The sequence below is a fragment of the Acinetobacter sp. ATCC 27244 genome, from assembly GCF_000156555.1.
In the GTDB taxonomy this organism is placed as follows: domain Bacteria; phylum Pseudomonadota; class Gammaproteobacteria; order Pseudomonadales; family Moraxellaceae; genus Acinetobacter; species Acinetobacter haemolyticus.
Window position 1 is genome coordinate 79,407 of record NZ_GG665963.1, and the last position, 15,257, is coordinate 94,663.

At 40.2% G+C, this 15,257-nt stretch carries 10 protein-coding genes, 1 tRNA gene and 2 pseudogenes; 7 read left to right on the forward strand and 6 right to left on the reverse strand.

Annotated elements, in window-relative coordinates:
- Positions 1 to 15: 15 nt before the first annotated feature.
- The 6 genes and pseudogenes from HMPREF0023_RS13775 to HMPREF0023_RS13800 all read right to left on the reverse strand — a co-directional run bounded on the left by HMPREF0023_RS13775 (position 16) and on the right by HMPREF0023_RS13800 (position 8,326).
- Positions 16 to 1,011: a Stealth CR1 domain-containing protein gene (locus HMPREF0023_RS13775; protein WP_004675536.1), complete on the reverse strand. Its 996-nt coding sequence runs from the start codon at positions 1,009 to 1,011 to the stop codon at positions 16 to 18.
- A 31-nt stretch (positions 1,012 to 1,042) separates the two neighbouring features.
- On the reverse strand, positions 1,043 to 1,798 hold the full coding sequence (locus tag HMPREF0023_RS13780) for a hypothetical protein (RefSeq protein WP_026056342.1): 756 nt from the start codon (positions 1,796 to 1,798) through the stop codon (positions 1,043 to 1,045).
- A gap of 163 nt (positions 1,799 to 1,961) precedes the next feature.
- Positions 1,962 to 3,122 carry a nucleotide sugar dehydrogenase gene (locus HMPREF0023_RS13785; RefSeq protein ID WP_008942375.1) on the reverse strand — a complete coding sequence of 387 codons (1,161 nt, stop codon included), beginning with the start codon at positions 3,120 to 3,122 and terminating at the stop codon, positions 1,962 to 1,964.
- Between the two features lie 141 nt (positions 3,123 to 3,263).
- Positions 3,264 to 4,190: a branched-chain amino acid transaminase gene (locus HMPREF0023_RS13790; protein ID WP_005083358.1), complete on the reverse strand. Its 927-nt coding sequence runs from the start codon at positions 4,188 to 4,190 to the stop codon at positions 3,264 to 3,266.
- A 28-nt stretch (positions 4,191 to 4,218) separates the two neighbouring features.
- On the reverse strand, positions 4,219 to 6,966 hold the full coding sequence (glnE, locus tag HMPREF0023_RS13795; protein ID WP_008942377.1) for a bifunctional [glutamate--ammonia ligase]-adenylyl-L-tyrosine phosphorylase/[glutamate--ammonia-ligase] adenylyltransferase: 2,748 nt from the start codon (positions 6,964 to 6,966) through the stop codon (positions 4,219 to 4,221).
- Positions 6,967 to 7,053: 87 nt separating this feature from the next.
- A pseudogene (locus HMPREF0023_RS13800) lies at positions 7,054 to 8,326 on the reverse strand (sensor histidine kinase).
- 307 nt (positions 8,327 to 8,633) lie between these two features.
- On the opposite strand from HMPREF0023_RS13800, the gene HMPREF0023_RS13805 reads away from it, so the two are divergent.
- The 7 genes and pseudogenes from HMPREF0023_RS13805 to secD all read left to right on the forward strand — a co-directional run bounded on the left by HMPREF0023_RS13805 (position 8,634) and on the right by secD (position 15,248).
- A tRNA-Leu gene (locus HMPREF0023_RS13805) sits at positions 8,634 to 8,720 on the forward strand.
- Positions 8,721 to 8,784: 64 nt separating this feature from the next.
- Entirely contained in the window at positions 8,785 to 9,819 is a 1,035-nt protein-coding gene (gene queA, locus HMPREF0023_RS13810; RefSeq protein ID WP_017396714.1) for a tRNA preQ1(34) S-adenosylmethionine ribosyltransferase-isomerase QueA, read from the forward strand.
- A gap of 160 nt (positions 9,820 to 9,979) precedes the next feature.
- Positions 9,980 to 11,009 (forward strand): annotated as a pseudogene (locus HMPREF0023_RS13815) (hypothetical protein).
- Positions 11,010 to 11,071: 62 nt separating this feature from the next.
- A complete protein-coding gene (locus HMPREF0023_RS13820) occupies positions 11,072 to 11,641 on the forward strand; it encodes a LemA family protein (RefSeq protein WP_005083367.1) in 570 nt (189 codons plus the stop codon).
- Positions 11,642 to 11,737: 96 nt separating this feature from the next.
- Complete coding sequence (gene tgt, locus HMPREF0023_RS13825; RefSeq protein ID WP_017396715.1) at positions 11,738 to 12,865, forward strand: tRNA guanosine(34) transglycosylase Tgt; 1,128 nt, start codon at positions 11,738 to 11,740, stop codon at positions 12,863 to 12,865.
- Positions 12,866 to 12,964: 99 nt separating this feature from the next.
- On the forward strand, positions 12,965 to 13,294 hold the full coding sequence (yajC, locus tag HMPREF0023_RS13830; protein WP_004640804.1) for a preprotein translocase subunit YajC: 330 nt from the start codon (positions 12,965 to 12,967) through the stop codon (positions 13,292 to 13,294).
- A gap of 52 nt (positions 13,295 to 13,346) precedes the next feature.
- On the forward strand, positions 13,347 to 15,248 hold the full coding sequence (secD, locus tag HMPREF0023_RS13835) for a protein translocase subunit SecD (RefSeq protein ID WP_004640806.1): 1,902 nt from the start codon (positions 13,347 to 13,349) through the stop codon (positions 15,246 to 15,248).
- Positions 15,249 to 15,257: the final 9 nt, after the last annotated feature.

Below are 15,257 nucleotides of genomic sequence, written 5' to 3' on the forward strand. Positions count from 1 at the left end.
CCGATCTTCCTTTGCTTATCCTGCTATCGTCGCTTGGATCTGACTAGGCAAAACATCTTTAAATTTATGAATAAGTGCATGGCGTATATGCTGTTCATCATTCTGTTGCAGTTGGTCCAAACTTTGGATACAACCAAATTTAATATCAGGATTTGATAGAGCCTGAGTAAACGACTCTAAATCACGATGATCTTTTAAATAAGCGATTTCAACATCATCGTTGAGAATTGCTTGGTCATTTTTAATCGCTAGGTGATTAGATAAACCTACAGGTAATATCTGATCGATATTCCTAAATTTAAAGCTAATTTGCTTCTGTAATTGTTGCATATTTTTTTCAAAATAATTGCATAGAAGTATCCGACTCAAGATATGCGGACGATGGTGAATCTCAAAATATTGAGACATGCCAACACAATCTGCACTTAACATTTGCGCCATTGTATATGAGGGTTGTGCCAGTTTTCCAAATTTATTTTGCACAAACTTTCTAACAATATATTTGATTTTTTTTACTAGATTACTTTCCCAATGCCCATACATCACCATTTGACTATCAATTAAAAAGTCTTGTAGATCAGAGGGTTGATTAAAGAAGAAATCATCATTTAAATAAATAAAATAATCTGAAATACTCGGTATATTCCAAAGCATCGTTTCAATACTTAAAGAATTAAACGTCGGCAATGCAAATTCGTATCCTCTAAACAACTCCGTGTGGTCGACCACTCTAATCTTGCCTTTCTCACAGAGATTCTGCTGCTCAAACTGATCCAGCCATTGTGGTGTTTGTTGATCAGTGACTACATAAATTTTCCCGCAATACGGTACAAATTTGAGTATGGAGGCAATACAGAAATAAATTTCATCATTACTCGCAAAACGCGTTGCATCTAAAGCATTTGACGGTGCAGTTTGATTTATAAATTGTTGACGCTTGTTTTTTAACTTAGGATCATTTCCATCCACCCAAGCAATTACGATATCAATAGGTTGTATTGTATCTTTCATAAATCAAACTCTTGTAATGATGCCGTCTTGCTTACTGCCAAGACTCTTTGATCCAATCAGAAGGCAATACATAGCGATACCACTTACCACCACCACCAGAAACTGCATCAGGTGGGTTAATCTCACCATGGAAAATAATAATTTTTGCACCTTTCGGCTTGATTGGCGGTTGGAAATACGCAAATGGTACTTTTCTTAAACAGTGGTATTTGTAACTCTTACACCAATCTTTATCCCAATAACTCAACTTGCCCTCTTTGTGTACAAACCAAGAGAGATATTCTTGTTCATTGCGGAATTTTTGACGAATTTCATCAAAGTTTTCACGGAAATACGGCAAAATTCCAGAAAATTCGCCGAGTTTAAAGCGATACACGGAACTATTTCCCGTCACACGCCATGGACGTTTCCAATCGTGGATAATTAAAAACTCACCTGGTGCCTGAAAAAAACCATCGATGTTGTCGACAATCACCACGTCTAAATCAAGAAAAAGCGCATTGCCTTTTAAACCATACAGATCAGGTTCAAAGGTAGATAATTTATTCCAACCACGCTCAGGCGAACCCTCAGGTAAGTCTAGGGATGGAATCGGGAAACATTGAACATTTGGGTCGATGCCTTCTGTACGATCGGTCAAACACACCATCTTAAATGGCAATGTAAGATGGCGTTTCACCATGTTATACAAACGATTGACGTATTCAGCACCGTATTTGGTTCCCCACTTCATACACAAAATAATATTTTCTTCGTGTGTTTCTGAATTTTGTTGAATATCGACCATTTGATAACCTTGAATGCCTGAAATCGTATTTTTGCTTGGCGCATCCAAATCGCAAGCTTTAAATAATATGCACCGAATACCAACTATCTTAGCATAGGCATGATTAAATTGATTATTATAAATTCGTCAAACAACAAGCATTAGCGTGGGTTTATTTTTAAAACTAATTCACACCAAATAAATCTCGCGTATAGATTTTTTCCATCACATCCCCAAACATTGGCACCATTCTGTTCACAATGATCAAATCCGACTGGTTTTTAAACTTTTGCAAACTAAACTCAATCGGATGACCTAAATATTCCTTTACATCCAGCGTCGGTTCATAAATCACGATTTTGATCCCATGATCAGCTAGACCTTGAAGTACATCATGCACCGCAGACTCTCTAAAATTATCTGAATCAGCTTTCATGGTTAATCGATAAATCCCAACACATGCAACATTTCGGCTTAAAATATCTTCAATAATCGCTTGTTTGCGTGTTTGGTTGGATCGAATAATTGCTGAGATCAGTTCTTGTGGTGTTTCGTGATAATTGGCGAGCAACTGCTTGGTGTCTTTCGGTAAGCAATAACCACCATACCCAAAGGACGGATTATTATAGTGATCGCCAATTCGCTGATCCAACCCGACACCTTTAATAATATCTAATGCACTTAATTTATTTTTTATGCAATAGGTGTCCAACTCATTAAAGAAAGCAACACGCATCGCCAAATAGGTATTAGAAAATAGTTTGATCGCCTCTGCCTCAGTGGACTCCACACATAGCAATACCGCATCTTTTTTAATCGTGGCTTTTAGATACAGTTTGGCAATTTTCTCTGCACGTCTTGATTTCTCACCAACAATAATACGAGCAGGGTAGAGATTATCTTGCAAAGCTTGCCCTTCCCGTAAAAACTCAGGAGAGAAAATCAGATTTTTTAATTTGAGTCTTTTCGAGATTTCTTGGGTATAACCGACAGGAACTGTTGATTTGATTAACATCAATGCTTTGGGATTGATAGCCTGCACATCATTAATCACGGCTTCGATACTTGAAGTATCGAAATAATTCGTTTCAGGATTATAGTTGGTGGGCGTTGCGATGATAATCAACTTAGCATCTTGATAAGCCAAAGTCTTATCGTAAGTCGCCTCAACATGAGATTCGGATAAATAATTTTGAATACAGGTATCACTGATCGGAGATACTTTCTGATTGATTTGCTTCACTCGAGCCTTATCAATATCTAAGATCATCACATCGTGTTGTTTGGAAAATAATAAGGCATTCGATAAGCCCACATACCCAGCACCAACCACCGTAATTTTCATTGTTACTCTATTTTTTAATTTTGCTTATAGATCAAGCTAATTGAGTTAAATGAAAGATTGATGATCGTTTGGTTGCAATCTATTGACAGTTTTAGCATAAAAAAAGCGAAGCCTAAGCTTCGCTTTAATCATAGATTAAGCTTATTTGATATAAGTTAACCAATGTGCATACTTGTCGTTACGACCTTGTACGGCATCAAAGAAAGTCTTTTGAATTTCAGTGGTGATCGGACCACGTGAACCACAACCGATTTGACGGTCATCATATTCACGAATTGGTGTGACTTCAGCAGCAGTACCCGTAAAGAAAGCTTCATCTGCGATATAGAATTCATCACGCGTGATACGGCGTTCAACGATTTCATAACCCAAGTCTTTCGCAATGGTCATCACGGTTTGACGAGTAATCCCCTCTAATGCGCCACCAGCCAAATCTGGTGTATGTAAGACACCATCTTTGATCAAGAATACGTTCTCACCCGCGCCTTGGCATACAAAGCCCTGAGGATCAAGCAACATTGCTTCGTCATAACCTGCACGTGCCACTTCTTGATGTGCCAAGATGGAAACAGTGTAGTTACCACATGCTTTTGCTTTACACATAGTCACGTTTGGATGATGGTGCGTAAATGAAGAGGTTTTTACACGAATACCTTGCGCCATTGCTTCTTCACCAAGATATGCACCCCAACCCCATGCCGCAACCGCAGCATGAATTGTATTTTCAGTTGCAGCAATACCCAACTTCTCAGAACCAATCCAAATAAGCGGACGCAAATAGCAAGATGCCAATTTATTTTCGCGCACAACATCAATTTGTGCTTGTTCTAATGTCGCTTGATCAAATGGCACATTCATTTGATAAATTTTTGCTGAATTTAATAAACGCTTAGTGTGATCTTGCAAACGGAAGATGGCTGTTCCATTTGGTGTTTCATAAGCACGAACACCTTCAAAGACACCCATACTATAATGCAGTGTATGTGTTAAGACGTGAATTTTTGCATCACGCCAATCAACTAATTTTCCATCTTGCCAAATAAAACCATCACGATCAGCCAAACTCATCGCACATACTCCATTTTTTTCTACACAATTATTCACTTTCCAATGCTATTGCAGTTGGATCAACTAATCTTTGCCATAACTTGCAAACGATCTCACGGGTATCGTGCCAATCCGCAGCATTGACTTGCATAGATTGATTTGCAAGCGCTAGACGGTGACTCTCAGCTCGTTCACGGAGATAAGCGTGGATTAATGCTGTGGCATCTTCACTGGATAAGCAGCCTGCTTTAGCAGCATCTTCTAGAATTCTTACATTATCGGAATAATGGGCGAGATCTGGATTCGTCCCACTCCATGCAAGTACCGCATACTGTGCCATAAATTCAATGTCAACGATACCACCTGAGTCCTGTTTTAAATGAAAAATCCCATGTTTTTTTTGCTCAGAAGATGAACCCAAATGATCTTTCATTTTTTGACGCATTTTGATCACTTCTTCACGTACCATATTTTCATCACGGACTTGGGTTAGGATCTGACAACGCACCTTTTCGAACTGCTGACATAATGCCTTCTCACCAGCGATAGAGCGCGCACGAACTAATGCTTGATGCTCCCACAACCATGCGCTTTTCTGCTGATATTGCTCAAAAGCCTTGAGGCTTGTCACCAACATTCCTGCTTCACCTGAAGGTCGCAAACGTGTATCAATTTCATAGACACGACCATCCAAAGTTTGTGTGGTCATCAAAGACATGAACTTTTGTGCAACACGAATTGCAAATTCAGCGCCACTAATTGACTTACGCCCATCCGTTTCACTTTGCTCTTCAAAGGTATGAATAAACACTAAATCAAGATCAGAACCATAACCAAGTTCAATGCCACCCAATTTCCCATAACCGATCACAGCAAAGCCTTTGGCATCTAAACTACAACGTTCACCTGTATTGCTGAGTGGATAACCATGACGCTGTGCGACTGCTTCATAAGCTAAATTCAATGTGGCCTGTACACTAACTTCTGCAATATCAGTTAAGGCATCAGATACTTTCATTAGCGGACTTTCTGCCAATACATCACTGGCAGCAACCGTTAAGACATTACTCTTTTTAAAGAGTCGTAACACTCGCATCTGATCTTCAACTTGATCAATTTCAATGCGCAATAACTGTTGGCGTAACGAATCTTCTAAATCTTGGCGTTGTGGCAAGCCAAAATCCATCGATAAGAACTCATCTAATAACACAGGATATTGCGCCAGTTCCTCGCAAATCCACGGACTCACGGTTGCCATTTTTACGAGTCGCTGCAAAGCTCCACGACTTTCCATCAACATCACTAAATACACAGTGCGGCGTAACACCGACTCCACCAATGGCATTAAACGCAATAATGCCACTTGTGGCCGATCTGACTGTAAAATGGCTTCTATCAAATGTGGCCAGAACTTCTTTAATCGTTCTAGCGCACTGGCTGGAATCTTGCGTAATGCTTGCCCATGCCAAAAATTCTGAATCAAATTTTGCGCATCAGTATCTAGCACTGCATTCAATTGCTGTTCCAATTGGATAAAATCATCAATCGGCGCAGAGAATTCTTTTTCCTGAATCAACTGTTTAAACTGAACTTTAACTTTGTCTCGTTTCTGATTGAGCTCAGCTAAAAAAGCAGACCAATCGGCAAAGCCCAACGTATCTAGCATCCGCTGTCTCAGATCTGGCTCTGTTGGTAAGGACTGTGTTTGTTGATCGTTCAGGGCCTGAATGGCATGCTCAACCCGTCTTAAAAATAAATAAGCATCTTCTAAATCAATAACCGCTTGCGCATCCAGCAACTCAGCTTGTCCAAGATGCTGTAAGTTCACCAAACATTGACGATCTTGTAACTCACGTCTCGAACCGCCATAAATCAACTGAAAAACTTGAACAATAAACTCGATTTCGCGAATCCCACCTGCACCCAACTTGATATCATCTTCAATATTGCGGCGCATGACTTCACGTTCGATCATGGCTTTCATTTCACGCATTGCAGCAAATGCGGAATAATCCACATAGCGGCGAAATACAAATGGACGAGACATTTCCATCAGATCATCGCCAGCTTGCCCCCCTGTGATGACCCGTGCCTTAATCCATGCATAACGTTCCCACTCTCGTCCATGCTGGCTTAAATATTTTTCTAAACCACTGTGACTAATGGCTAATGCCGAGCCATCCCCCCACGGACGCAAGCGCATATCGACACGAAAAACAAAGCCATCAGCAGTAATATGATCCAGCAAATAAATCAGTTTCTGTCCCCACAGAATACAGAATTGCTGCACATCGATACTTTTTCGACCATTGCTTTCACCTTGTTCGTCAAAAGCAAAAATCAAATCAATGTCACTGGATAAATTCAGCTCTTGTGCGCCTAATTTCCCCATACCGATCACAATCAAATCTTGAAACTGACCTGAATATCCAATCGGTTCGCCATGTTTGGCAATCAAAGGAAGCAATGCAAATGCCTTTGCCGCACAAATACTAGCATCAGCAAAGTCTGATAACTCTCGAGTTAATGTCACAACATCTGTAAGTTGATTGGCATCCTGCCAAATCCAGCGGAACATCAATCTAGCACGTAAGATACGTAAGGCTTTCATCCAAGCCTGTTCATCACTTATATCTGCAACAGCATGTTGAACCTTGTCAAAAATATTTTCCGTCGAAAGTGAGCGAAGAAATTGATCTTCTGCATAATCTTGTTCTAATTGTAATGCGTATAAATTTAAAACTTGTTCTGCATATTGACTTGCGACTAAGGTTTTTTCTAGCTGTTCCACATTCATATAAAAAAAGCTCAACTGATGCCATCGTAATAAGATCTATAACACCATTGTAGTTATATCAGTTACTGACCAAGGATTAAAATCTGTTTAGACTAATTTTTCCTGACTTTTATTTTGCTCAACGCACAAATTCTACATGCTCTCGCGCAACAGGCAACACCACCTTAAACAAAGTCCCTTCTCCTTCTTTTGAACTGGCACTAATCTTCCCATGATTCATTTCAACAAAGCGCTTACACAACGCTAACCCCAGCCCTGCACCTTTCTCACCTGCGGTGCCTTTTAAACTGATGGTTATACGTGGTTGAAACAAATCTTTGAGCTGATCTGGGGTCATACCTAAACCCGTATCTTTAATATAGATCTCAACAACGTCACCACATGCCTTTGCTTTAATATAAACTTTGCCTGAACCATCCACATCGGTGAACTTCAGCGCATTTGAAACAAGATTTTGGATGACAGAAGTAATCATATTCATATCAGCATAAACTTTGAGGTTTTCATCGACCTCATTCACCAATTCAATATGCTTTTTCAAAGCCAAAGTTTTTAAAATATCAGTCACAATATTGGTTATTTGACGCAACTTAAAATTAATTGGGTGATAAACAAAACGCCCTCCTTCAGCCATCGCCCAATTGAGTAGACTTTCTAATAAGTTATATGTTGATTGCGAGGTATCATGCAGATAATCAGCAATATTTTGAATACTCGACTCATCTAAGGTTTCACGTTCTTTCGCCAGAATCTCTGAGAACCCCAATAATCCATGAAATGGTGCTCTTAAATCATGCGAGATAATCGAGAAAAACTTAGTTTTACTAACATTGAGCGCAGCTTCTTGCTCATAAAGTTCCTTTAATTCATCATGATTAAATTTCAACTCAAGCTGCTGCATAAAGTTACGACAATGTGCTTGCAATAATTCTGTTTGTAGTTTTGAGAAGGCCTGCGCCTCTTCATCAAATAGGATCACATATCCCAAGGATGTCTGATCTGGATGTCTTAAATGCAACGCAACAGCACGTTGGACTTTCTTCTTGAAAACATTAAGAAAAGCCATCAAACTTGGGTAGCGTGGATGATCACAATCAATCAGATCATTATTGACAAATAATGTATTTAGACTTTTTGCAATTTTTGTAGAATCAATTGCTTGTAGTTTTTCTGGGCAACGATGCCATAAATAGGGTTCTTGGTGGAATGCGAGCAATGCGGTACTTGCCTGCATCAATTTACGATTAAATTGCAGGAATTGTTCAATCAAGTTTTGCTCTGAGTTAAGACCCAAAGAAAGTGAAATTTTACAAGCGCTTAGCTTATCGGCTTGCTGTAATTCTAATAATTGAATAGCCATGCCCGCCTCTCGAATATTATCATTATTTGGTTATTTACGTTTTATTAAAAAAAATGTGAAAACCATCACTTAGTATTAACAAACTTTAACATAAAAGGCAATTGCTGCTTACGACAATTTCGCAACAAAACGTGAAATTTCAACAATAATTTATTTCATTATTATAAAAATAGTAATTTTTGAACAATTTTTATAAAAAAACCTAAAAAAACGATAAATTGCTCTAAAATTCAGCAACTGTTAAATCTGCATGATTGACAAGTGATTTAAACAAGGTATTATACGCAACACAAAGCATCGCACTCTTCCCGAGGTGGTGAAATTGGTAGACGCGGCGGACTCAAAATCCGCTGTCAGAGATGACGTGTCGGTTCGAGTCCGACCCTCGGGACCAAAATTTCAAAACCCCAAACTAGCACTAAAAGTTTGGGGTTTTTTCATATGTGGTAAAGAAAAATATGCAACTCTCCGACTTCTCTTTTGATCTCCCAGATGAACTTATCGCTCGCTACCCATTAGAAAGCCGCAGCGCATCACGCCTACTCCATATCGATACTCAAGGTCAATATCACGACCACGCCTTTACCGATATTCTCGATCTACTTGAAGACGGTGATTTGCTGGTACTGAATGACACCAAAGTCATGAAAGCACGCTTAAAAGGTAAACGTGCGACAGGTGGTGCAATCGAAGTTCTGGTTGAGCGCATGTTGGATACTCACACGGCCCATTGCCATATCAAATCAAGCAACTCACCCAAAGCAGGTGCCGAACTGTATATCGGTGAAGATGCTGTTCCTGTCACCGTACAAGGTCGCCACGAAAACCTGTTTGTGGTGAAATTTTCACAACCGATTCTATCGGTACTGGATCAATACGGTCAGCTGCCGATTCCACCTTATTTCAATCGTGAAGCCGAAGAGATTGATACCGAACGTTATCAAACTGTGTTCCACGATCCTGAAAAAATTGCCAGCGTTGCAGCCCCAACAGCCAGTCTGCATTTCGACCAAAGCTTATTAGAAAAACTAGCCACTAAAGGCGTACAAAAAACATTTGTGACCTTGCACGTCGGTGCAGGCACATTTATGCCTGTACGTACTACAGACATTACCAATCACATTATGCACAGTGAATGGTGTGACGTACCACAAGCGACCATTGACCTGATTTTGGCAACCAAAGCGCGTGGCAATAAAGTCATTGCAGTGGGAACAACGGCGACCCGTGCCCTAGAAAGTGCAGCACAAGCCAATCAAGGTCAAATTGCAGCGTGGACAGGTGATACCCAAATCTTTATCTATCCAGGTTATCAGTTCTGTATCGTGGATCGTCTGATTACCAACTTCCATTTGCCTGAATCAACCTTATTGATGCTGGTTTCAGCGTTGTCGAATCGAGATAACATATTGGCTGCGTATAAACATGCAGTGGAGCAACGCTATCGCTTCTTTAGTTATGGCGATGCTATGTTGATTGATAAACTTGTTTAAATATATCTCCATAGGCTAAATCATGGTTTAGCCTATTTTTATCCAATAAAACCAACTCAAATAAAAAAGCCAATAGATTTTGCATCTGCACTTCTTAGTTTCTGAAATTTAAAGCATAATCCACTCATCATCGACCTATTATAATGAACTGATCCTTTCCATGCCGATCGATACTGTACAACAAGCGCTTCATATAAGACGTAAAAAAAATGCTCAGGTTTTCCGTAATATCGCTCGGCTTTGGGATATTGGAAACAAATCAACCAATGATCAAGAGTTACTCGACAAGTTACATCCGTGGGGTGAAGCACATGATCTACATTTTTTTAATGTACTCCCCTTGCTTCTCACCATCGTTAGTGTCTGTTGCTTAGTGTTTGGCTACTTTATTCATCCGCATATTCAGTTCATTTGGAGCTTTTTAGCTGCATTTTTGACAGGATTTTTAGCTTATCTTCTCTATGAGCCAAAACAACCTTTAATTCAGGTGACCGAGTTTCTCGAACAACGCATGATGACGCTACGTTATCAGTTAAATTTCCAGCAACTCCCAACCTATCTCCCAATTCAAGCACAACCCAGCTTGGTCATCAATCGACTACGACAACTCTTTCCATTGTTTTATCGTGGTACTGAATCCAACCAAATTACCCAATATGCATCTACGACGTGGCATGATGGAACAACTGAGCATCAAGTTCTCATCTTTCAATATCACTATGTCAGTGAAATGCCGATCCTCCAAGATAAAACGAGTGATAAAAAAATCGTCAAGGAAATTCACAAAGATTTGTGGGGGGCTTTTATTTTTCCAAATGCCCAACCTAGGTATCGCTGTCAGCAATCAACGCTCTCGTTTTTTTGAACCTTATGGTAGTGTTTGGGAAAGTAGTGATATTTCGGTGAATCGCAATCTAAAAATTTTTGGCCGTAGTCAACATGAATTGGCTAAAAGCATTAGTCCAAGTATGACCCTAAAATTACATGATTTTTTTCAACACTTTAAAGGTGATTTAATTTATCATCATCAAGAGCAAATACTTTGCTATGTTGGGGAACAAAACCTATTACAAACAACCAGTAAGCGCGATCAAATCAATGATATTCCTGCACTGCGTGGACATTTACGCACCATGACCATGCCTCAATATCAAAGGTTTCAAGAGTTGATGCTTAACTTAATTCGATAAAATTTCCCTCAACGGCTCATACATAGCATAAGTCGAAAGGGACAAAATAAAGGGGTATGGCGATGACAGGCTTAATTATTTTCTTAGGCATTTTCGTTGTCTTAATTGTTTGGGGGATTCATATCCGCAATACGATTGTGCGATATTTCAATGCCACCAAACGTGCATGGGCAGAAGTTGCCAATTTCGAACGCCAGAAAGTCAAAACCTTAGAGGCTTTAGAAGATACGCTCAGTAAATACACTGTGTTTGAAAAATCAACTCTAGAGCAAGTGACGGCTTTACGTCAGCAAATCATGAATTTGAATGTGAATGACACCGATATTGCTAAATTGCAGCAGATTGAAAAATTAAATACCGATTTGATGCGTAGTCTAAATGTCGTTGTAGAAAACTATCCAGAACTAAAAGCTGACACGCTGTACAGCAAAATGATGGATGATATTCAAGAACAAAATGAAAATGTCGGTGCAGCAATCACCATATTTAACCGTAATGTCGAGTTATTTAATAATCACATTCAGATTTTTCCAAACAACTTAGTCAATACCATGACCTTAGCAAAGAAAGCGATTCGTCCTTTTCGAGATCAAGTAATTGACCGTAATTTTGACTACAAACCAAATTTTTAACGCTAGCTACATTTAGTAGTAGAACTACACGCCATAATCAAGGAAAATACCCGCTTTTGATCAGCGAACTGTTTTTTCGCCTTGATGGATAGTGTCATGAAATTTGAAAAATTAGGTCAGTCGGGACGCGCCCGTCGTGGTCGACTTACCTTAGAACATGGTGTTGTTGAAACACCTGTATTTATGCCTGTCGGTACCTATGGTACGGTAAAAGGCATGTTGCCTCGTGATATTGAAGAAATTCAGGCACAGATTATTTTAGGTAACACCTTCCATTTATATTTACGTCCAGGCTTAGAAGTCATCAAAGAGCACGGTGGCCTGCATGAGTTTATCCAATGGGATAAGCCGATTTTGACTGACTCTGGTGGCTTCCAAGTGTTCAGCTTGGGTGCAATGCGTAAGATCAAAGAAGAAGGTGTGACTTTCCGCTCACCGATCGACGGTTCAAAAGTATTTTTATCTCCAGAAATTTCAATGGAGATTCAACATGTGCTTAATTCAGATATCGTAATGATCTTTGATGAGTGCACACCTTACCCAGCCACTCATGAAGAAGCACAAAAATCATTGCAACTTTCATTGCGCTGGGCAAAACGTTGTAAAACGCACCATCACGATGAGCTCAAGAATAAAAATGCATTATTCGGCATTATTCAAGGTGGGATGTACGAAGACCTACGTGATGAATCACTCAAAGGTTTACTAGAAGTCGGTTTCGATGGTTATGCCATTGGTGGTTTATCAGTAGGTGAACCTAAAGAAGAAATGATCAAAGTATTGGATTATCTTCCAAATAAAATGCCCGAAGACAAACCACGTTATCTAATGGGTGTAGGAAAACCAGAAGATATCGTTGAAGCTGTTCGTCGTGGTGTCGACATGTTTGACTGTGTCATGCCAACACGAAACGCACGTAATGGTCACTATTTTGTCACCGATGGGCTGGTAAGAATTCGTAACAGTAAATATCGTCATGATAAAGGGCCTTTAGACCCACATTGTGATTGTTACACTTGTAAAAACTTTAGTCGTGCCTATTTATATCATTTAGAGAAGTGCGGTGAAATGCTGGCATCTATGTTGGGCACAATCCATAACTTACGCTACTACCAGCGCTTAACCCAAGGCATGCGTGATGCCTTGGATAATGGCACTTTTGATGCCTATGTTGAAGATTTTTATGCACGTCGTGGTTTAGATGTGCCACCTTGTCCAAATTAATCTATCAAGATTTGCACGTAACGCCAAGACAAGGTACATTGCAAAACGAATTGGAACTTAATGTCAATTTTTTGACCTTTTAAACTTTAGGAAATTAAAATGAGCTTTTTCATTTCTACTGCCCATGCTGCTGATGCAGCAGCCCAAGGCCCAAGCTTGATGGCAAACTTATTGATGATCGCTGTATTTGTTGCGATCTTCTATTTCTTGATCTGGCGTCCACAAGCAAAACGTGCCAAAGAGCATCGTAGCTTGGTTGAAAGCTTAGGTGTTGGTAGTGAAATCGTATTTGCGGGTGGCTTAATGGGCAAAATTATTCGCTTAGATGGCGACTTTGCAACAGTTGAACTCAGCCGCGGTGTAGAAGTAAAAATCCAACGTGCAAGTGTTATTTCAGTCTTACCTGAAGGCACACTCAATAACCTTTAATCATTAAGATAGTCGTGCCTAAGCACGACTTTTTCATTTAAGAAGAAAGCGAATGCGTTACCCTGCATGGAAATATTTACTGATCCTCGTTGTCTTTGTGATCAGTACGTTATATGCACTTCCAAGCCTGTATCCTGATGAACCTGCTGTCCAGATTTCGGGCGCCAAAGCAGGTACTCAAATTGATCAGAGCGTAGTGCAAAGAGCTGAGCAGATTTTAAAAACGGCCAATATTAGCAGTCATGATGGTAGTTTCTCCAATAATGCAGCTTTACTCCGTTTAAGCTCATCTGAAGAACAGCTCAAAGCAAAAGCCATCCTCAGTCGTGATCTAGGCGATGACTATGTGATTGCACTCAACCTTGCACCAACCACTCCTATTTGGTTGCAAAAGATTGGGGCGAAACCGATGAAACTCGGTTTGGACTTACGTGGCGGTGTACACTTCTTGCTCGAAGTTGATATGGATAAGGCAATTAGTCAGCGCATGGAAACATCCGCAACTGATTTACGCCGTCAGTTCCGTGACAACAAAATTAAGTTCAATAACCTCGCTTTAAACAATAATACAATTACCATCCAATTTGCCAGCAATGCAGATCGTGATGCAGCGGCTGATTTCTTACGTCGTAATGGTAATGAGTTTAATCAGCAATCCATTGCCACAGCGACTGGTGCAACATTAAGATTGAATTATACTGATGCTCGTCGTCAGGAAATCCAATCCTACGCTGTCAACCAAAACTTAACGACTCTTCGCAACCGTATCAATGAATTAGGGGTTGCTGAAGCCTTGGTTCAAACTCAAGGTAGCAACCGTATTGTGGTTGAGTTACCGGGTATCCAAGATACAGCTGAAGCAAAACGTGTCCTCGGTCGTACAGCCAACCTAGAGTTCCGTTTGGTTGCAGATAGTAACGATCAATATATCGATCCTTATACACGTAAATACAATGGACAACCTGTGCCACCAGGAACAGAAGTTTTTGCTTTTGAATCTCTAGACAGTGGCCGTGACTTATTGCTTAACCGCAATCGTATTTTAACGGGTGAACGTGTACAAAATGCGAGCTCTGGTTTTAGCCAAGATACAGGTGGTGCTGAGGTAAATATTACCTTGGACAGTGCGGGTGGCAAGCTCATGGCTGATGGCACACGTAATGCAGTTGGAAAACGTATGGCGGTCTTGTTTATTGAAAATAAACAACGTATTAGCTACGTCACTGATCCTGAAACAGGGGCACAAACCGAAGTTCGTACACCTTATACTGAATCAGTTGTCATCAATGCAGCAACGATTCAAGCGGTGTTGGGTTCACAGTTCCGTATTACAGGTCTAGATTCACCTCAAGAAGCTGCTGAACTTGCACTGATGTTGCGTGCGGGAGCGCTTGCTGCGCCAATGTATTTCGTTGAAGAACGTGTGGTTGGTCCTAGCTTAGGTAAAGAAAATATCGAGAAAGGGGTTCAGTCAACTATTATTGGCTTTATCTTAGTTGCAATTTGGATGGTGGTGTTCTTCCGTCTATTTGGTTTGATTGCAAACTTTGCCCTGATTTTCAACCTTGCGATGATTTTAACGGTCATGTCATGGTTAGGTGCTTCCCTCACCTTGCCAGGTATTGCAGGTATTGTCATTACCATTGGTATGGCAGTCGATGCGAACGTATTGATCTGCGAACGTATTCGAGAAGAAATGCGATGGGGTGCATCACCGAAACAAGCCATTGTTGCAGGTTATGATCGCGCTTATAACACCATCGTTGATTCCAACTTAACCACATTCCTTGTTGCATTTATTTTATTTGCAATAGGTACAGGTCCGATCAAAGGCTTTGCTGTCACTTTGATGATCGGTATTGTTTGTTCGATGTTTACTGCAATTACAGTGACGCGTGCAATCGTACAACTCATTTATGGCAAACGCCGTAATTTGACCAAGTTGAGTATTTAAGGAGATTGA

Bases quoted from the DNA above. Each gene is read 5' to 3' on its own strand.
- HMPREF0023_RS13790 (WP_005083358.1), bottom strand. From the start codon at position 4,190: ATGAGTTTGGCTGATCGTGATGGTTTTATTTGGCAAGATGGAAAATTA.
- glnE (WP_008942377.1), bottom strand. From the start codon at position 6,966: ATGAATGTGGAACAGCTAGAAAAAACCTTAGTCGCAAGTCAATATGCA.
- yajC (WP_004640804.1), top strand. From the start codon at position 12,965: ATGAGCTTTTTCATTTCTACTGCCCATGCTGCTGATGCAGCAGCCCAA.
- HMPREF0023_RS13785 (WP_008942375.1), bottom strand. From the start codon at position 3,122: ATGAAAATTACGGTGGTTGGTGCTGGGTATGTGGGCTTATCGAATGCC.
- HMPREF0023_RS13775 (WP_004675536.1), bottom strand. From the start codon at position 1,011: ATGAAAGATACAATACAACCTATTGATATCGTAATTGCTTGGGTGGAT.
- queA (WP_017396714.1), top strand. From the start codon at position 8,785: ATGCAACTCTCCGACTTCTCTTTTGATCTCCCAGATGAACTTATCGCT.
- secD (WP_004640806.1), top strand. From the start codon at position 13,347: ATGCGTTACCCTGCATGGAAATATTTACTGATCCTCGTTGTCTTTGTG.
- HMPREF0023_RS13820 (WP_005083367.1), top strand. From the start codon at position 11,072: ATGACAGGCTTAATTATTTTCTTAGGCATTTTCGTTGTCTTAATTGTT.
- HMPREF0023_RS13780 (WP_026056342.1), bottom strand. From the start codon at position 1,798: ATGGTCGATATTCAACAAAATTCAGAAACACACGAAGAAAATATTATT.
- tgt (WP_017396715.1), top strand. From the start codon at position 11,738: ATGAAATTTGAAAAATTAGGTCAGTCGGGACGCGCCCGTCGTGGTCGA.